The following is an 18,450-nucleotide window of genomic DNA, read 5'->3' as shown; positions in this document are numbered from 1 at the left end:
GCCGGGCTGGAGTTACCATTCCGATGCCCTTCTCGAACTCGAGAAGGAGCACGTCTTTCGCAATCACTGGCAGATCGTCGGGCACGTCTCGGACGTCCCTGACGCCGGCGACTATCTGACCATGGACGTCGTCGGCGAGCGCGCCTTGATCGTGCGCGGCAAGGATGGCGTCGTGCGCGGTTTCAACAACATGTGCCGCCACCGCGGCAGCCGCGTCGTTGCCGACAGCCAGGGCAATTGCAAGAACGCACTGGTGTGTCCGTTCCATGGCTGGGTCTACAATCTCGACGGCACACTGCGCGGCGCTGCACGTCCGCGTTCCTTCCCCGACCTCGACAAGACCGAGTTCGGCTTGATGCCACTCGATCTGGAAGTCTGGATGGGCTTCATCTTCATCCGCTTCCGCAATGGCGGGCCGCAGCCCTCGGTCGCCGAGCTGATGAAGCCGATCGAGCCCGAATTCGCGCATTACAACGCCGCCGACATGGTGCCCTCCTGGGGCATTTGGAACCAGAAGACCCCGGTGAACTGGAAGTCGGTGCGCGACGTCGACAATGAGGGCTATCACGTCGCCATGGCGCATCCTGCCTTGCAGGATCTTTATGGCGCGACCTATTTCGACGAGCCCTTCATCAACGGCGTGTCGCGCTCATTCGCCACCTACAACCCGCATGCCGGCCGGCGCTGGAGCGTCAAGAACTACGTCAAGATCGCACCCGAGCCGACACATCTGCCCGGCTATCTGAAGAAGGCCTGGGTCTATTACGGCATCTTCCCCAATGCGGTCATTTCGGTGATGCCGGAATCGGTGCAGTTCTATCAGGAGTTTCCGCTGTCGACGGGTGAGACGCTGCTGCGCGGCGCCATCTACCGCTACCGCGACGAAAGCCGCGAACAGGCCGCCGCCCGCTACCTCTCCTTCCGCATCGACCGCGACACCATGTCGGAAGATGTGCAGCTCTCGGTATGGTCGAACGAATCCATGCTGTCCGAAGCCTTCGAGGGCTTTTATCTCTCCGACCTCGAATATGGCGTGCGCACCCACCACGATCATCTGCGCAAGATGCTGCCAGTGCTGGGCCTGGAGACCGCGCCCGAGGAGAAGGACATGTGGAATTTGAACGACGCGCTCAGGTCGCGGTCTTAGAAGGCTTGGTTCAAAACAGATGCGGGTGTGGTGCCAGGCGGACACCACTAGCTTCAGGGTTTTGTTCGGCGAGCTAGATGTTCATATGTGATTTTCCAAGGGTCGCTCTCGGAAGATCTTTCCTCGCCGATCCAATGGAAGCTGTTGGCGGTGATCTCAGTGAAACGCCATCGCGTTTTCAGACCGCGCGAGTCATTGCCGAGCTGGACGATGTCCTTGCCTTCGGCCCGCCCTATCTGGCGCGAGTGGTCCTGGTTGAGCGGGTCGTTCCATATGATGTGCCAGCCATCGATCTCAGGATCGAAGATGCGCAAGGTCGTACCATACATCGTCGACGGCGCGGGGCGTTTGGGCCTGATCCAAATATCCTGAATCGCGCGGCCTTCGAGCACCCAGCCAAAATGGCATTCTCCATCCCATTTCTGGATTGTGCCGTCGTCGAGGTGGTGGACCGAATCCATTTCCCAGTTTCCAATCAGCCATCCATAAAGGGCCATGTCTTTCGCCCGATCGGCTGGCGGACCTTCGGATCCGAGAGCGGTGAGAAACGAAGAAATCGTCATCGTCATTACTGCCCTTCGTTTCCAGGCAGATGAACTCAACTGCCTAGCGCAGCCCCGGCGGTCCATGTCGCGTCCGGCAAGCGCGCCTTGTGGAACTTTGCGACGGAAGCCCCTTTCGGCGTCGGAACATCGCCGCCACAACCTGCAGCATTGCGGTGTCCCGGGCTTGGGGAAAATTGCTATAATCGCTGGCTTCAACGTCGTTCTGAGGGACGACATTCTTGACTCGATCTATGAGATCGTGCCGCCGGCACCGATGTCGGGTCGCTCCGAAATGGCCTACAACCCGGCGATCCTGAAGGCGGACCTGCACCGCCGGCCGCTCGCCAGGCGAGCAGCTGGCTGATCGGACGGAATCGCCCGCCGCCGCCCCTCATCCGCCTGCCGGCACCTTCTCCCCGTGAAACGGGGAGAAGGGAGAAAATCACCCCCGCCACACGCCCTCTTTCCTCAAATCATCCATCGTCCTTGAAATGCCTTCGTGCAGGATGCCAACCATGTCGTCGATCTGCTCGCGGGTGATGACCAGCGGCGGCGACATTACGCACATGTTGATCAGTGGCCGCACCAGCAGGCCGAGTTCATGGCAATGGGCGTCGATGCGTTTTCCGACATCCTTGTCGAGCTGCAGCGGGTCCTTGCTTTCGCGGTCCGCCACACATTCGACGCAGCCCATCAACCCCATCCCGCGCACCTCGCCGACGAGCGGCAATTCTTCCAGCATCTTCAGCTGCGCCTGGAAATAAGGCGCGACCGCCTGCGTGTGGGCAAGCACGCCCTCTTCCAGCAGATCGAGGTTTTTCAGCGCCACCGCGCAGCCGACAGGATGGCTGGTGTAGGTCAGGCCATGGCCGAACATCGCGTCGGGATGGTTCGACCTGCGCAACTCTTCCAACAGCCGTTCCGAAATGATGACGCCGCCGAGCGGGAAGTAGCCCGAGGTGACGCCCTTGGCGAAGGTGATCATATCCGGATCGATGCCGAACGCGTCGCCCGAGGCAAAGACATGGCCAAGCCGACCGAACGCCGTGACCACCTCGTCGGACACATAGAGGATGTCGTTGTCGCGGCAGATCTCGCGGATACGCTTGAGGTAGCCATCGGGCGGCACGACGACGCCACCTGATGCCTGCACCGGTTCGCCGACGAATGCACCGATCTTGTCGGCGCCGACACGAGCGATCATGTCGCGGAACTGATCGACGAGGAAATCGGTGAAGGCTATAAGGCTCATGCCGCGCGGGCGGCGGAACGGATCGGGCGAAGACAGCTTGATGACCAGCTCGTCGGCACCGTCCATCCAGTCGCGGTCGCGCGGGCGGCCGTTGAGCGAGGCCGACAGGTAGGTCGAGCCGTGATAGGCGCCGCCGCGGCTCAGGATCAGCTTCTTTTCCGGTCGGCCGCGCACATTGTTATAGAACTGCATGAAGCGCAGCGCCGTCTCGACGGCCGAAGAGCCGCCGGTGGTGTAGAAGACATGGCTGAGGTCGCCCGGCGCATGGCCGGCAATGCGCTTGGCGAGTTCCGCCGACGGCGCGTTCATCGTGTACCACGGCGTGTTGTAGGACAGCGCCATCGCCTGGTCGTACATCACCTTGGCGAGCTCCTCGCGGCGGTGGCCGACATTGACGCACCACATGCCGGCCGGCCCGTCGATCAGCCGCTTGCCGGTGCTGTCGGTGATGTAGATGCCGTCGCCTTCGCCGATCAGGGCGCGCGCTTCATTGCCGACCGAACCGGCGAACGGCCAGGGCTGGATAAGATGGCGCTTGGCCAGCTCGACCGCATCGTCGCCAGGCTCCGCGCCGGCCATCTCGGTCGTCTTCAGGTCCCTTGCCGCAGCCATCATCGCCTCACATTGCTTCACAAATTTTCATCGGACATGAAGTGAGATGCCAAGCATTGGAAACAGAGGCTTTCTTCACTTCATTTTGAATGTCCGTTCAATCAATATTGCAGAATTAGCGCTTGATTTCAATCCAAGGATGCGCGCATGATGAAAGAAAGCCGGCAAGGGGAACAGGCAGCCGGCGCCAGCACAATGGGATGCCGCATGGCGGGACAGTCCAGGCCAGCAACCGAGATCACACCCGGAGCCCTGCGCCCCGGAGTCTGGCAATGACGGCGGCCGCGGAAGGGGCGCCCCCGTTGCGCATGACGCGGGCCAGACGAAATGCCCTTCTGCAGTCCGAACCCGTACAGGGTCTTGCCCTGATCAGCCCGACCTTCATCTACGCGCTCATCCTTCTGGTTCTGCCGATCCTGGTGGTCATCGCGCATTCCTTCTGGACGCAGCACTATTTGACCATCGACCGCACCTTCACGCTGGAAAACTACCGCGTCGCGCTGACCGAGCCGATCTACCGTGATCTCCTGTGGCGCTCGCTCTACATCTCGCTGACGGTCAGCCTGCTCACCGTCCTTCTGGCCTATCCGATCGCCTATTTCATTTCCTTCCACGGCGGCCGTCACAAGAGCCTGTGGCTGTTCCTCATCACCATCCCGTTCTGGACCAGCTACCTGCTGCGGGTGATGTCGTGGAAGGTCATCCTCGGCTATAATGGCGTGCTCAATTCCGGCCTGATGGGCCTCGGCATCATCGATGAGCCGTCGACCGCGCTGCTCTACAATTCGAGCGCCGTCATCATCACGCTCACCCATGCCTGGGCGGCCTTCGCCATCCTGCCGATCTTCGTCTCGCTGGAAAAGGTCGACCGCACGCTGGTCGAAGCAGCCACCGATCTCGGTGATGGTCCGCTGCGCTCGTTCCTGCGCGTGACCTTGCCGCTGTCGGCGCCTGGCGTCATCTCGGCAGCACTGATCGTGATGATCCCGACCGTCGGCGACTACGTCACGCCGAAGCTGGTCGGCGGCAAGGACGGCGTCATGATCGCCAACGCCATCCAGGCGCAGTTCGGCAAGGCCTCCAACTGGCCGCTGGGTGCCGCCCTTTCCGTCACCACCATGCTGATCGTTACGCTGATGGCGGGCGCCACGGTGCTGATCATCCGCGCCGTGCAGAGGCTGGCGCGATGATGGCGGTGCGGCGTTTCCTGTCCGGCGGCTGGCTGGCGACCTATGCGTTTCTCTACGTCGTGTTCCTCTATCTGCCGGTGATCTTCCTGCCGATCTTCTCGGTCAACACAGCGGCGACACCAAAATTTCCGCTCACTGGCTTCACTTTGCATTGGTATGAGGATCTGCCCCGCACGCCGGCCCTGCTCGACGCCGCCTGGAACAGCATGATCGTCGGCGTGTCGGCCGCGGTCCTGTCAACTGTGCTCGGCATCCTCGCCGCCCGCTCGATCACCCGCTATCGCTATCCCGGCCGCAGCACCATCCACGGGCTGATCATGGCGCCGCTGGTACTGCCGGAGGTGATCGTCGCCATCTCCATGCTGTTGGTGATGCTGCAGCTGGGTCTCAGCCTGTCGCTGTTCACCGTCGTGCTCGGCCATGTGCTGGTCTGCATTCCCTATTCGATGACGGTGCTGACTTCCGGCTTCGAGGGCTTCGACCGCAGCCTGGAAGAGGCCTCCGCCGACCTCGGCGAAAGCGCCTTCGGCACCTTCCGGCGGGTCACGCTGCCGATGGTGACGCCGGCCATCATCTCCAGCCTGCTGGTCTGCTTCACCATTTCGCTCGACGAATTCATCATCGCCTTCTTCCTGACCGGCACTGAAGCGACGCTGCCTATCTACATCTGGGGCCAATTGCGCTTCGCGGCCAAGCTGCCCGGCGTGCTGGCGCTGGGCACGCTGCTTCTGGTTGCCTCCTTCCTGCTGATGACCGTCGCTGAAATCCTGCGTCGCCGCGCCGCCAGACGCACCCAGAACGAGGGAGGCCTCTATGCCTGAGCAGCAGCAACGATCCATGATCGAGATCAAGAACGTTACCCGCAGCTATGGGGCGTTCAAGGCGCTCGATGACGCCTCGCTGACCATCCGGGAAGGCGAGTTCTTCTCGTTGCTCGGCCCATCCGGTTGCGGCAAGACCACGCTGTTGCGCATGATCGCCGGTTTCGACAATCCGACCAGCGGGTCGATCTCTGTCGGCGGTCAGCCGATGGAGGGCATCCCTGCCAACCGCCGGCCGACCAACATGGTCTTCCAGAGCTATGCGATCTTCCCGCACCTCAATGTCGAACAAAACGTCGCCTATGGGCTGAAGCGGCTGAAGCTGCAGGGCGGCGAGGAGAAGCGCCGGGTCGAGGAGGCGCTGGCGCAGGTCTCGCTGACCGGCCTCGGCAAGCGCCTGGCGACAGAACTTTCCGGCGGCCAACGGCAGCGCGTGGCGCTGGCACGCGCACTGGTGATGCGGCCCAAGGTGCTGCTGCTCGACGAACCGCTGTCGGCGCTCGACAAGAAGCTGCGTGAGCAGATGCAGGTCGAACTGCGCCGCCTGCAGCAGGCGGTCGGCATCACCTTCGTGCTCGTCACCCACGACCAATATGAGGCGCTGGCCATGTCCGACCGCATCGCCGTGATGTTCGGCGGCAGGATTGCGCAGGTCGCCTCGCCCAAGGAAATCTACCAGCGGCCGATCACCCGCCAGGTCGCCGACTTCCTTGGCGGCATGAACTTCGTCAAGGCGCAGATCGTCGAGGAGAGTGGCGCCTCACTGGTTGTCGACACGCTGGGCTTTGGCCGCATCAAGACCGACAAGCCGAAGGCTTTTGTCCGCAATGGCGGCGGCGCGACGCTCGGCATCCGGCCGGAGCGGCTGCGCGTGCTATGGGACAATGCGACGGCCAAGTTCGAGGTCGCCGGCAAGGTGGTCGAACGCCATTATTTCGGCGAGATCACCCATCTGATCGTCGATATACCGGGACTGGAAAAGCCGCTGTCGGTGACCGAGACCAACGATTTCGGCGCCGACGACATCCCGGTCGGCACCTCGATCCGCCTCGCCTACGATCCCGAGGCTTTGGTGGCGATGGCCGAATAGTGCATGATCCCGAAAAGTGGAAACCGGTTTTCGGAAAAGACCATGCTCAGCTAAGAATCTGAAGCTCGGCGATCATCTTGCGCGCCGCGATGCGCCCGGCGACGATGGCGCCTTCGACATAGCCCGGAAATGACGGCGACAGTTCCGAACTGGCGAAATGCAGGGATGGTGAGCCAGCCAGGATTGTCGACTCGGCATCGGTCGCATCCATATCGACGATGAGATCGCTGTAGCCGCCAACACTCCCGAGGTCGTCGAACCAATACCGGACGGCAAAGCCGATCCATTTTGCAGCTTCTGGACCGAGTGCTGCAACGAGACGCGCCGCAATTCTGGTGCGCAGGCCTTCCTGCCCAAAGCCGCGCCATTCGATGGCTGATGGACCACCAATGAAAACCACCAGCGCCGGATGATCGTCATCCTTGCTGGCGTCGCAGGCAAACAAACCTGGCTGGTCGCGCCACATCACCATGCCGCTCAAGCCCTTGGCTCGCCAGAAGGCGGTGGGATAGCGCACCAGCACCTTGATCACCGTACCGCTCCGCCAGACACCAAGGGCTTTCTCCAGGGCCGCCGGCAGTGGCGGCGAATAGTCGATCCTCGACGCCATGACCGGCGGCACCGCGACGAGCAGACAGCGAGCCTCTATCGAACCCGCGCCGGCATGGATGGACACGCCATTTGCGCCTTGCTCGATGCGCGTGACATGCGCGCCCAGCCGCACCCGGGCGCCCAGATCTTGAGCCAAATCCTCCGCCAGCGAATGCATCGTCTCTGCGAGAAAGTATTGCAGCTCCGACACCTCGTTGGTGATGCGGCGATCATTGTCGATGAGGTGCCAAAGCGGCAGCTTCTCCAATGCCTGGCACCACAGACCTTCAATCATCGAGCGAAAGGCTGCCTTGGCGTCCTCGGGGTCGTCCTGGCGATCGAGCCAGGCGGCGACTGACAAGCCGGCGATATCGGGATCATCAGGCGCGATCGCGTTCATGCGATCGCGGATCGCCATCGAGCCGACATAGGTTCGTTCCGCCTCCCGCGCAGACATTGCCGGCTGGGCGATGAATTCGCCGTCGACATAGGACTCGACCAGCGTCTTGCCGTGCTCCTCAACCAACGCCATCAGCGCCGGCATATCCTCGCACAGGAACTGACCGCCGCTGTCGACACGCTCGCCGTCGCCGATCTCCATGGACTCGACCCGCCCGCCGACGCGGTCGCGCGCTTCGAGCAACAGAAAGCCGATGCCGGCTGCCTTCAGCTCAAGCGCCGCCGACAGGCCGGTGAAGCCGGCGCCGACGATAACGACATCGGTTTTTTCCGGTTCGCCCGTCAATAGCCGGCCTTGATCTTCTCGAATTCGGCGACCATGCGCTGCTTGAGCTCTGGCGCCACCGGCTGCTGGAACAGCGTCTTGTCGAGGAACTTGTCGAGATTGTCGAAGCCGCGATCGACCAGCACCTTGTGGTCGATCGCTGCCATGCCGGCGCCATTGCCATGGCCATAGCCGAAGGTCCTGACCATGTAGTCCGACACGCCGGGTGCGTTGACGGCGCTGAGGAATTCATAGGCTTCATCGAGCTTACCAGGCGCGTCCTTCATCAGCACATAGCCGCACACCCAGGTCGAAATCCCTTCCCTGGTGTCGCGGTTCATGGCGATCGGCATGCCTTGCCCTTTGAGCGTGACAAAGGTCTCGTTCCAGCCCCAGACGAGATCGACCTCATTGCCGATAAAGGCCTGGTTGAGGTCGGTGTCGTCGGTCCAGTAGAAGCGGATGTTCTTGTGCACGTCGCGCAGGAAGGCAGACGCCTCCTGGAACTGCGCGTCGGTCATCTTGGTCCAGTCCTTGAGGCCGATCACCAGGCTCGCCAGCGCATAGGCGTCATCGACATTGTCGCCGATGGTGACGCGGCCCTTGAACTTGGGATCGGCGAATATCCTGAGCGACTGCGCCTCTTCAGCCGTCACCTTGTCGGTGCGGTAGAGCAGTGACGTGTTGCCCCAGTCGAACGGCATGAACCAGGCCTTGCCGTCGGCGGTGACGGCAAGATCCTTCATCGCCATGATGCCGGGATTGAGGTCCTTCCAGCCTGATATCCTGGAGGTGTCGAGCGGCTGCAGCATGCCGGCCTCGCGCCATTTGACCACGCTTTGCGAGCAGGGGTGGGCGATGTCGGCCTTGAAGCCGGCCCGCATCTTCTCGAACGCTTCGTCCTCGTCGCCGAAGAAGGCGAAGGTCGGCTCGGCGCCGTATTTGGCGGTGTAGGCTGGGTGCAGCAGCGGATCCTCATAGCCCGACCAGTCGAACACGACGAGATCACCGCCGCCTTCGGCGAAGGCATAGACCGCACCGGCGCCAATCATGCACGCGGCGGCAAGGGCAAGGCGGCGTAGCATCGATTTCATGGCTGAGAATCCCCCGGGGATCGCGCAAACGTCCCCTAAAGGTTAGGAGAATTCCCAGACTTTGGCGAGCCCGTCTGCCGCCCTGTCGACGCGCAGACAGGACGCCCGGAACAAGGGCTCAGTACCCGGCTTTGATCTTCTCGAATTCGGCGATCATCTTGAGCTTGAGGTCGGAAGGCACCGGCGACTGGAACAGCGTCTTGTCGACGAATTTCTGCACGTCGTCATAGCCCTTTTCCTTCAAGACCGCCTGGTCGACGCCGGCCATGCCCTTGGCATTGGCCTGGCCGTAGCCCCAGTCCTTGACCAGCACCTTGGCGGTCTCCGGGTCGTTGACGGCGTTCAGATAGTCATAGGCCTTGTCGACATTGCCGGGCGCGTCCTTGAACAGCACATAGCCGCAGACCCAGGTCGAGATGCCTTCGTCGGTGTCCTTCTTCGCCATGATCGGCACGCCGGCGGCGACCGACTGCACTGTTGCGTCATTCCAGGCCCAGGCGAGATCGACCTCGCCGCCGCTCAGCAGCTGCACGACGTCGGTCGTGTCGGTCCAGTAGGAGCGGACGTTCTTGTGCACCTGGCGCAGGAAATCCGATGCCTGCTTGAACTGGTCGTCGGTCATCTTGGTCCAGTCCTTGAGGCCTATGGCGAGGCTCGCCAGCGCATAGGCATCGTCGACATTGTCGCCGATGGACACCCTGCCCTTGAACTTGGGATCGGCAAAAGCCTTCAGCGACTGCACGTCCTTGGCATCGATCTTGGAGGTGTTGTAGGTGAGCTGGGTATTGCCCCAGTCCCAGGGCATGAACCAGGCCTTGCCGTCCGATGTCGTGGCAAGATCCTTCATCGCCATGATGCCGGGATTGAGGTCTTTCCAGCCCGTGATCTTAGACCTGTCGAGCGGCTGCAGCAGGCCGGCCTCGCGCCATTTTACCACGCTCTGCGAGCAGGGGTGGCCGAGATCGGCCTTGAAGCCGGAGCGCACCTTCTCGAACGCCTCGTCCTCGTCGCCGAAGAAGGCGAAGGTCGGCGAGTCGCCGTTCTTCTCGACATATTTCGGGTGGAAGCTGGGGTCTTCATAACCTGACCAGTCGAACACGATCAGGTCCTTGTCGGCGGCGACCGCAAGTGCCGCGGCCGAAGCCGCCAGCGCACCAGTCAGCGCCAGGGTCAATGTCAGGCGTCGGGTTAGTTTCTTCATTGTTCCATCCTCTGTCTGTTCTGGTGTTCTTATGGTTTTGTCGCGCCGGCGGCCTTCGACGGATAGTGCTTCGGGAAGGCCACCGACAGGAATTCATTGGCCGCCTGCAAGGCGGTCTCGCGCGTGGTGTCCTCGGTCCCCATCATCAACCGCAGCCACAACCCTTCCAGCATCGCACTAAGCGCCAGCGCCATGACCTGCGGCTCATAGGCATAGGAGCCGCTTTGCTTCAGCGTCGCGCACAGGTCGATGAAGATGGTCTGGTAGACGGCATCGCGCGCACTGCTCAGCGCCTGGTAGGTCGGCCGCGACTTGGCCTCGCCCCAGAAGGCACACCAGGCGGCGAGCTTGCGCTTGTTGCAGATCGACCGGTCGAAATCGGCGGAGACCAACGCGTGAAGCTGATCGGCGGGGTCATCGCCCGCCTTCTGCAGGGCGTTGCGCCAATGCGACGAATACTCGTCATACATATGCTGCAAGGTCGCGATGAGCAGCTTTTCCTTGCTCTCGAAATGGAAATTGACGATGCCGCGCGACAGGCCCGCGCCGTCGGCAACATCGGCCATCGTCGTTTCCGAATAGCCGCGCTTGGCCAGCGAATCGATCGTCGCCTCGATGAGCTGAAGCTGCCTGACCTCCTTCGAGGCCTTGCGTCCGCGCTTTTCGGCCTCGCTTTTCCGCGCCGATTCAAGGAGGGCTTCCCTGGCGACTGAAGTCTTCATGGGTCTGATGGTCTCCAGCATCGCCGGCTATCCAACCGGCTTTCGACCGCGAAGATGAGTGGGACGGTGCTCACCACTGTCAAGCACCTTCTGCATGGCTTCCCAGGTTCGTATGTTCTTGTCGACATAGGCTGCGCCAACCTCGGCGGCGACCATCGGGTAGAGCGGCCCTTTCAGCTTTTCCAGCTCACCGCGCGCGACGTCGCGATACCAGGGATTGCGATCCCTGGCAGTGACATCGGCAAAGCCGGCGCTACGCATCGCCTGCGCATAGCGCGCCGGCGATGCCATGGCGAAGGACAGCCCTTCCGCCGCGATATAGGCCCTCATCTCGGGTGACGGTTCGCCGTCATGTGAGATCATCCAGTTGGAGGCGGCAAAGACGCCGCCCGGCCTGAGAACCCGGAAGATTTCTGCAAACAGCGCGTCCTTGTCTAGCACGTGCAGCAACGCATCCTTGGAGAAGACGACATCGAAGGAGCAATCGGCGAAAGGCAGCGGTCCCGGTGGCGCCTGGATAAAGCTGACACGATCCGCGAGCCCACGCGCGGCGGCTCGCTGCCTCGCCGTTTCGATCACCGGCTGTTCGACATCGAAGCCGGTAGCGTGAGCGGCGCCGTGGCGCTCGACCAGATGCAGCGTGATGCCGCCGGAGCCGCAGCCGATATCGAGGATCGTCTTGTCCTTGAGCGAAAGCCCTTCAACCACCCGGTCGACCTCGTCCGGGCCTCCCGGCGACAGATAGCCGTCGCCCCACAGCAACTCGAGGAAGCGGATGGTAGTGTCGTCATACTCCGGCTCGGCATCTGCCGTCTCAATCATCGGATGTCGTCCCCGTCAGCCGATTTAAGCACTTTGGAAAGCCCGCAAAGCGTATCTCAAGGCTGAGAAAACGCAACACCATTTGTTGAACATTCATTCAGTATGACTGGACAGAATGGCTGATACCGTGCCAAATTCCGCGCATTCGGGAACAGATCACGCAAAAATGAAGAGCGGGTCGCGCGGGAAGACTGGGCCAAAATGAAAGCTTGGGATGCGATCATCATCGGCGGCGGGCACAACGGACTGGTCAACGCCTGCTACCTGCAGCGCGCCGGCCTCGACGTGCTGGTGGTCGAGAAGAACGACTGGGTCGGCGGTGCCGCCACGAGCAGGGAACTGACACCGGGCTTCCTCTACTCCAACTGCTCCTATGTCTGCTCGCTGTTTCGCCCTGAGATCATGCGCGACCTCGAACTGCCTCGCTTCGGCCTGCAGGTCATCTCATACGAGGGCGGCGCGGTGTTCACCCGGGATGGCGACTACCTCGCCAACTACCGCGACCACGATGCGCACCGGCGCGAATTCGCCCGCTTCTCCAAGCGCGATGCGGAAGCCTATGACCGCTATGCCCGCGACGTGACGCGGCAGTGCCGCTTCATCCAGCCGCTGTTGATGCGTACCGCGCCCGACCCGACCAGCCTGCGGCCGCGCGACCTCGGCGAACTGCTCTATCTCGGCAAGAAATTCGCCGGCCTGTCGGCGCAGGAAATGGCGCTGACGCTGCGCTTCTGGACCATGTCGATCTCGGAGTTCCTCGACGAGTATTTCGAGACCGATGTCATCAAGGCGAACTTCGCTTTGTCCGGCATCATCGGCACCGCGCTCGGGCCGATGTCGCCCGGCACGGCTTACGTGCTTTTGCACCACTATATGGGCGAGGTCGACGGCTCGGTCGGTGCCTGGGGCTATGCGCGCGGCGGCATGGGCGCCGTCACCAAGGCACTCGCGGCATCCTTCAAGGCGTCGGGCGGAACCATCCGCACCGGCGCCGAGGTCGACCGTGTGCTGGTCAAGCGCGGCAAGGCCAAAGGCGTGGTGCTGGCCGGCGGCGAGGAGATTTACGGCAAGCTCGTCGTCTCCAACGCCGACGTGAAGCGCACCTTCCTCAAGCTTGTCGAGGAAAAGGAACTGCCCGACATCTTCCTGCGCCGGGTGAGGAACTTCAAGATCCGCGGCTCGTCCGGCAAGGTCAACATCGCGCTCGATTCGCTGCCGGAATTCCCAGCGCTGCCGAAGGATTCGCCGGTCTATCGCGGCGACATGCATTTCACCGATTCGATGGAGCGAATGGAGCGCGCCTATGACGACTGGAAGGCCGGGCGCTGGTCGGCCGATCCCTTCCTCGACATGGTCATCCCGACGACACTCGACCCGACCATGGCGCCGCCCGGCAAGCATTTCATGAGCTGCTTCGTGCAATACGCCCCGCCCAAGATCGGCGGCCGCGAGTGGACCGATGCCGATCGCGACGGCTTCGCCGAAAGCGTGATTGCCCAGATCGCTGAATACTCGCCTGGCTTCCGCGACCGCATCGTCCACATGGAGGTGCGCACGCCGCGCGAGATCGAGGCGGAAGTCGGCCTCACCGAGGGCAACATCTTCCAGGGCGAATTGACCTTCGACCAGCTTTTGTTCAACCGTCCGGTTCCGGGCTACGCGCAGTACCGTTCGCCGGTCGATGGGCTCTATATGTGCGGCTCCTCGACCCATCCCGGCGGCGGCGTCATGGGTGCGCCCGGCCGCAATGCCGCGGCGGAAATCCTGCGCGATCTCGCCAAGTCGACCTCCCACATGAGCCCGGCCCATGACGTCATTTGACGCAATCATCATTGGCGGCGGCCACAATGGCCTCGTCGCTGCTGCCACGCTGGCCAAAGCCGGCCGCAAGGTGCTGGTGCTGGAAGCCGGAAGCGAAGTCGGCGGCGCCGCGCGCACCGAAGAATTCGCGCCCGGCTTTCGCGCATCCTCCATTGCCCATCTGCTGAACCGGCTGCATCCCGACGTGGTGAAGACGCTGGAGCTGGAAAAGCACGGGCTGCAATTTGGTCGCGCCGACTTCATGCCGTCGGTGGCGCTGTCGAAAGACGGCCCGCCGCTTGTCCTGCATGGCGCCTATGGCGAGGTGCTGACTGGCGCCAGTTCGTCCGAGCAATCGGCCTGGAAGGGACTGCGCGCGCAGCTGCTGCGCTATGCCGGCATCCTGAAGCCGTTCCTCTACCGCCGGCCGCCCGATCTCGCCGGCATGTCGCTGCTGGAAACCGTTTCACTCGGCCAGACCGCGCTGGCGTTGAAGAAACTTGGCAAGGAAGACATGCGCGACTTCCTGCGCGTGCTGTTGATGAACGTTGCCGACCTGCTGGATGAACAGCTCACCGACATCAGGCTGAAGGGCCTGCTGGCTTTCGACGCTACGCTGGGCAGCCATCTCGGTCCGCGCTCGCCAACCTCATTGCTCGGCCTCTACTATCGGCTGGCCGGCGAGACCGATGGTGCGGCCGGCGCGCAGGTCCTGCCGCAAGGCGGCATGGGCGCGGTCGTCACTGCCATCCGTGCCTCGGCGGCGAAGGCCGGCGTCGAAATCCGCACATTGGCGCCCGTGGCAAAAATCATCGTCGAGAAAGGCCGCGCCGCCGGTGTCGCGCTCGACAATGGCGAGGTGATGCACGCGAGCACGATCGTCTCCGCCATCAATCCGGCGACGACTTTCCTCGACCTCGTCGGACCGTGCGAGATCGACACTGGTTTCGTGCGCAAGGTGAAGAACATTCGCATGAAGGGCGATACGGCCAAGCTCAATCTGGCGCTCGACCGGCCGCCGCAATTCACCGGTGTCGATGCCGCCGGCCACAAGGGCCGGCTGGTCATCGCCCCCTCGCCCGATCACGTGGAGCGCGCCTTCAATCCCTCCAAATATGGCGAGTTCTCGCCGGAGCCGGTGATGGAGATCACGCTGCCAAGCCTCGCCGACCCGTCGCTCGCACCCAGCGGCGCCTGCGTGCTGTCGGCGGTCCTGCAATACGCTCCCTATGCGCTGAAGGAGGGTTGGGATGCCGGCAAGCCGAAATTCCTCAAGGCTGTTATGGCGCAGCTCGAGTCCTACGCGCCCGGCATCGGCAAGAGCGTGATCCATGCCGAGCTTTTGACGCCGGCCGATATCGAGACGCGCTATCGCATGCCGGGCGGCCATTGGCATCATGGCGAATTGCAGGCCGACCAGATGCTGGTCTCGCGCCCCGTCTCCGGCTGGTCCGGCTACGACACGCCGATCGATGGGCTGTTCCTGGCCGGCGCTGGCTCGCATCCCGGCGGCGGCGTCTCCGGCGCACCTGGCCTCAACGCCGCACGACGCATCATCGCGATGAAGGGATAGGCCATGGCCCAGGCAACCAAGAAGAAACCCGTCGCAAAGGCAGCCGGCGCGCCCGTTTCCGCCCGCATCGCAGCGCAGGCTCATTTCCACACGCTGCGTCTGGGCACGCCATTCCAGCCGCGCATCGACGCGCTGGCCAGAACCCAGGACTGGTACAATTGGGCCGGTTACCGCGCCCCCCACTCGCTGTGGGACGAGGAGCTTGAATACTTCGCCATCCGCAGCCAGGCGGCCCTGTTCGACATTTCGCCGATGACCAAATACCGGATCGAGGGGCCGGACGCCGAAGCCTTGCTCAACCGCGTGACGCTGCGCGATGTCACCAAGCTCAGGCCCGGCCGCGTCCACTACACAGCCTGGTGCGACGACGAGGGTTTCGTCCTCGATGACGGCACACTGTTCCGTCTGTCGCCGACCCGCTTCCGGCTGTGTTCGCAAGAGCGGCATCTGCCTTGGCTGCTCGACAGCGCCGGCGGTTTCGATGTGATCGTTGAGGAAGAGACTGAGGCGGTGGCCGGCCTCGCCTTGCAAGGCCCGACCTCCTTTGCGGTGCTGCGCGATGCTGGCTTTGCCGGCGTCGAGAGGCTGAAAATATTCGACCTCGCCGACTTCCCGCATGATGGCGGCCCCCAAGGAAACACCCAAGTCACCATCTCGCGCACCGGCTTCACCGGCGATCTCGGCTACGAACTGTTCGTTTCGGCCGACAAGGCGCTGAGCCTGTGGGACCGGCTGATGACATCGGGCGACCTGCGCGGCATCCGCGCCATCGGCTACACCGCGCTCAACCGCGCCCGTCTGGAGGCAGGGCTGATCGTTGCCAATGCGGATTTCACAACCGCCGAGCACGCCATCCGCGCCGACCGCCTGCGCATGCCCGACGAGATCGGGCTCGGCTTCATGATCGATCTGGAAAAGGGCCATTTCAATGGCCGCCGTGCCATCCTCGAGGCGAGAGCGAAACGCAAATTGCGCTATGTGCTGGTCGGGCTGGAGATCGAAGGCAACATCCCTGCCGAACACGCCATCGTCTACCACAAGAAAGCCCACGAGGTTGGCCTGGTCAGCGCCGCCATGTGGTCGCCGATGGCCAAGCGCAACATCGCCATCGCCTCGCTGGCGCGGCCATACGGTGATACCATGGTCGAGGACCTCTGGGTCGAGACCTACGCCATGCGCGAGCTGCAGTATCAGAAGCTGATGAAGCGGGCAAAGGTGGTGGCGCGTCCGTTCATCAAGCTCGACCGCCGCACTGCCAATCCGCCGGCGGACTTCTGATCATGACCGACGAAGCCGACAAGCAGCAAGAAGATGGGGAAGCCGCCGAACAGTGGGAGCTGGTCAACACACCGCTCGGCGAGAAATGGTCCGGCCGCACGCGCTATGCCGCCGCCATGTTCTTCTACAAGCGCGGCGAGATGACCTCCGAGACGCTCGAAGTCTACCGCATCTGCGCGCGGCTCGATTCGGAAGATCCGCTGCCGATCATCCGCGATCGCGGTGTCGGCAAGGACTGGCTGAAGCGCATGGGCTTCCAATAAGTCGTTCTAACCTATCGTTTTCTCGAGCATGCCAAGCCAGTTGCGATAGGCGATCTTTTCGATCAGCGCGCGGCCGAAGCCACGTGCCGCCAAGGCATCGATCAGCTTCGGCAGGCCGGCGACGTCGCCGATGACGGACGGGATCATGGCGCCGTCGAAATCGGAGCCGAGGCCGACGCCGTCTTCACCCAGAGCCTGCAGCAACGAATCGACATGGCGCACCATGATGTCGAGGCTGGTGTCGGCATTCATGCGCCCGTCCTCGCGCAGGAAGCCTGTGGCGAAGTTCAGTCCGACCATGCCGCCGGACTCGCGGATCGCGCCGAGCTGCCAGTCGGTGAGATTGCGCGAATGGCCGCAGATCGCATGCACGTTGGAATGGGTGGCGACCAGCGGCGCATCGCTGAGCGCGGCGACATCGCGAAAACCCTTCTCGTTGAGATGCGAGAGGTCGATCATGATCTTCAGCTGGTTGCAGGCCTTGACCAGCGCCTTGCCCGCATCGGTCAGGCCGGGCCCGGTGTCAGGCGAGGACGGAAAGCGGAACGGTACGCCGTGACCGAAGGCGTTCGGCCGGCTCCAGACGATGCCGAGCGAGCGCAGGCCGGCTGCATGCAGCACGTCGAGCATGGTGAGCTCGGGATCGATCGCCTCGACCCCTTCGATGTGGAACACCGCTGCGATCGACCCTTGCGCTATGGCGTTGCGCACATCGCCGGCACTGCGGCAGACGGTGAGCGCTCCGGCCCGTTCCAGCCTAAACAGGATCGAGGCCATCGCGATCGTCGAGGCCAGCGCATCATTGCGCGGAACCTCGGGCGGCAGCGGCTCGGCAGCGCTCGGCGCCAGGGGAACGGCGCTGCGCCTGGATTTCTCGACTGGCGGCGGGAAGATGGCGAACATGCCGCCGGCAAAGCCACCGGCCTTGGCACGCGGCAGGTCGATATGACCGCCCGATTTCCCCTCGATGAACAGCTTTTCGACGTCCGTGTCTTTCGACTGGTAGAGTCTGAGCAACGTATCGTTGTGGCCGTCGAAGACGGGAACGAGGTCGGTTTCGGTCATACGGGGATCATTCGGTTCGTTTGTCGGCAAGGGGGCTGAGATACACCATATCTACTTAGGCAGGATGTGCCACCCGCGCAAATGCCAAAGCCATCCCGGTGGGATGGCAGCCACTTGCCGCGCCGTTTCCCGGTGACGAAAATCCTACCGCTTCAGCACGTCGGCCCACTCCTGATGGCGGCGGAACTGGGCGTTGGCGAAGGGGCAGAGCGGGATGATCTTCTTGCCTGCCGCCCGCGCATCCTCGACGGCGCGGGTGACGAGCCGAAGGCCGGCACCCTGGCCACGAAATGCGTCCGGCACCTCGGTATGGTCGATGATGATCTGGTGCTCGCCGATCTTGGTGAAGGTCATCTCGGCCTCGGCGCCACCGGGCCCGCGCAGGACATAGCGACCCTTGGAACCGCGATCCTCAAGCTCGATCTCAGGCAGTTGGTCAGGCATCGCTATACTCCTTGGGCAGCATCGGCAAAGAACCGCCGCGCCGCCTCGATCTCGTTTGGCCGCACCTCGTGCCCGCCTTCATGCCACTCCACTGTGACATCGGCGCCGTCGGCACGCAAATAGGCTTCGAGCCGCGTCGTCAGGTTCGGCGGGCAGATCGGATCGCGCTTGCCGGCGGTCAGCAGAATATGGCGGCCGGCGAGACTGCCCTTCACC

Annotated in this window: 19 protein-coding genes; 9 read left to right on the top strand and 10 right to left on the bottom strand. The window is 63.0% G+C overall.

The genetic code is table 11. The features are described from left to right. Positions 1–1,147: aromatic ring-hydroxylating dioxygenase subunit alpha (locus EN935_RS03905; protein ID WP_164771012.1), on the top strand; the 1,147-nt coding region annotated here is incomplete at its 5' end. A gap of 53 nt (positions 1,148–1,200) precedes the next feature. Here the strand turns inward: EN935_RS03905 and EN935_RS03900 are convergent. Beyond that, positions 1,201–1,716 (bottom strand): hypothetical protein, encoded by a 516-nt coding sequence (locus EN935_RS03900; protein ID WP_245468628.1) that lies wholly within the window; start codon positions 1,714–1,716, stop codon positions 1,201–1,203. Between the two features lie 160 nt (positions 1,717–1,876). On the opposite strand from EN935_RS03900, the gene EN935_RS03895 reads away from it, so the two are divergent. Continuing rightward, the gene (locus EN935_RS03895; protein WP_127262462.1) at positions 1,877–2,056 is read left to right on the top strand and encodes a hypothetical protein; all 180 of its coding nucleotides are present in this window, start codon (positions 1,877–1,879) and stop codon (positions 2,054–2,056) included. Positions 2,057–2,134: 78 nt separating this feature from the next. Here the strand turns inward: EN935_RS03895 and EN935_RS03890 are convergent, their stop codons facing one another. Then, positions 2,135–3,556 (bottom strand): aminotransferase, encoded by a 1,422-nt coding sequence (locus tag EN935_RS03890; RefSeq protein ID WP_127262463.1) that lies wholly within the window; start codon positions 3,554–3,556, stop codon positions 2,135–2,137. A 272-nt stretch (positions 3,557–3,828) separates the two neighbouring features. On the opposite strand from EN935_RS03890, the gene EN935_RS03885 reads away from it, so the two are divergent. From EN935_RS03885 to EN935_RS03875, 3 genes are read left to right on the top strand one after another with little or no spacing between them, the layout of a single operon-like run. Further along, entirely contained in the window at positions 3,829–4,746 is a 918-nt protein-coding gene (locus EN935_RS03885; RefSeq protein WP_127262464.1) for an ABC transporter permease, read from the top strand. Further along, a complete protein-coding gene (locus EN935_RS03880) occupies positions 4,743–5,567 on the top strand; it encodes an ABC transporter permease (protein ID WP_127373177.1) in 825 nt (274 codons plus the stop codon). The genes EN935_RS03885 and EN935_RS03880 overlap by 4 nt, the downstream gene beginning before the upstream one ends. Before the next feature lie 16 nt (positions 5,568–5,583). Then, positions 5,584–6,657 carry an ABC transporter ATP-binding protein gene (locus EN935_RS03875; RefSeq protein ID WP_127262481.1) on the top strand — a complete coding sequence of 358 codons (1,074 nt, stop codon included), beginning with the start codon at positions 5,584–5,586 and terminating at the stop codon, positions 6,655–6,657. 46 nt (positions 6,658–6,703) lie between these two features. On the opposite strand, the gene EN935_RS03870 is transcribed toward EN935_RS03875, so the two are convergent. The 5 genes from EN935_RS03870 to EN935_RS03850 form a co-directional block, all read right to left on the bottom strand. Next, positions 6,704–7,993 carry a flavin monoamine oxidase family protein gene (locus tag EN935_RS03870; protein WP_127262465.1) on the bottom strand — a complete coding sequence of 430 codons (1,290 nt, stop codon included), beginning with the start codon at positions 7,991–7,993 and terminating at the stop codon, positions 6,704–6,706. Further along, positions 7,990–9,066 (bottom strand): extracellular solute-binding protein, encoded by a 1,077-nt coding sequence (locus EN935_RS03865; RefSeq protein ID WP_127262466.1) that lies wholly within the window; start codon positions 9,064–9,066, stop codon positions 7,990–7,992. Before EN935_RS03865 ends, EN935_RS03870 begins: the two co-directional genes overlap by 4 nt. A gap of 118 nt (positions 9,067–9,184) precedes the next feature. Continuing rightward, positions 9,185–10,267 (bottom strand): ABC transporter substrate-binding protein, encoded by a 1,083-nt coding sequence (locus tag EN935_RS03860; protein WP_127262467.1) that lies wholly within the window; start codon positions 10,265–10,267, stop codon positions 9,185–9,187. Between the two features lie 29 nt (positions 10,268–10,296). Continuing rightward, entirely contained in the window at positions 10,297–10,989 is a 693-nt protein-coding gene (gene betI / locus EN935_RS03855) for a transcriptional regulator BetI (protein WP_245468629.1), read from the bottom strand. Between the two features lie 27 nt (positions 10,990–11,016). After that, positions 11,017–11,811 (bottom strand): methyltransferase domain-containing protein, encoded by a 795-nt coding sequence (locus EN935_RS03850; RefSeq protein ID WP_109665205.1) that lies wholly within the window; start codon positions 11,809–11,811, stop codon positions 11,017–11,019. Positions 11,812–12,012: 201 nt separating this feature from the next. On the opposite strand from EN935_RS03850, the gene EN935_RS03845 reads away from it, so the two are divergent. Genes EN935_RS03845 through EN935_RS03830 form a run of 4 tightly spaced genes read left to right on the top strand, consistent with a single transcriptional unit; the run spans position 12,013 to position 16,725 of the window. Continuing rightward, positions 12,013–13,632, top strand: coding sequence for an NAD(P)/FAD-dependent oxidoreductase (locus tag EN935_RS03845; protein WP_127262468.1), 1,620 nt, complete (start codon positions 12,013–12,015; stop codon positions 13,630–13,632). After that, positions 13,619–15,184: an NAD(P)/FAD-dependent oxidoreductase gene (locus EN935_RS03840; RefSeq protein WP_127262469.1), complete on the top strand. Its 1,566-nt coding sequence runs from the start codon at positions 13,619–13,621 to the stop codon at positions 15,182–15,184. Before EN935_RS03845 ends, EN935_RS03840 begins: the two co-directional genes overlap by 14 nt. Positions 15,185–15,187: 3 nt before the next feature. Further along, complete coding sequence (locus EN935_RS03835) at positions 15,188–16,462, top strand: aminomethyltransferase family protein (protein WP_127262470.1); 1,275 nt, start codon at positions 15,188–15,190, stop codon at positions 16,460–16,462. A 2-nt stretch (positions 16,463–16,464) separates the two neighbouring features. Further along, positions 16,465–16,725, top strand: a complete 261-nt coding sequence (locus tag EN935_RS03830; protein WP_127262471.1) for a hypothetical protein — start codon at positions 16,465–16,467, stop codon at positions 16,723–16,725. A gap of 6 nt (positions 16,726–16,731) precedes the next feature. On the opposite strand, the gene EN935_RS03825 is transcribed toward EN935_RS03830, so the two are convergent. The 3 genes from EN935_RS03825 to EN935_RS03815 all read right to left on the bottom strand — a co-directional run. After that, positions 16,732–17,790 carry a dipeptidase gene (locus EN935_RS03825; RefSeq protein WP_127262472.1) on the bottom strand — a complete coding sequence of 353 codons (1,059 nt, stop codon included), beginning with the start codon at positions 17,788–17,790 and terminating at the stop codon, positions 16,732–16,734. Between the two features lie 144 nt (positions 17,791–17,934). Then, the gene (locus EN935_RS03820) at positions 17,935–18,234 is read right to left on the bottom strand and encodes a GNAT family N-acetyltransferase (RefSeq protein ID WP_109665182.1); all 300 of its coding nucleotides are present in this window, start codon (positions 18,232–18,234) and stop codon (positions 17,935–17,937) included. A gap of 2 nt (positions 18,235–18,236) precedes the next feature. After that, on the bottom strand, positions 18,237–18,450 hold a 214-nt coding region (locus EN935_RS03815), incomplete at its 5' end, for an alpha/beta hydrolase (RefSeq protein ID WP_206534492.1).

Source organism: Mesorhizobium sp. M7D.F.Ca.US.004.03.1.1 (assembly GCF_003998635.1).
In the GTDB taxonomy this organism is placed as follows: domain Bacteria; phylum Pseudomonadota; class Alphaproteobacteria; order Rhizobiales; family Rhizobiaceae; genus Mesorhizobium; species Mesorhizobium loti.
This window is presented reverse-complemented; position numbering and strand designations above follow the sequence as displayed.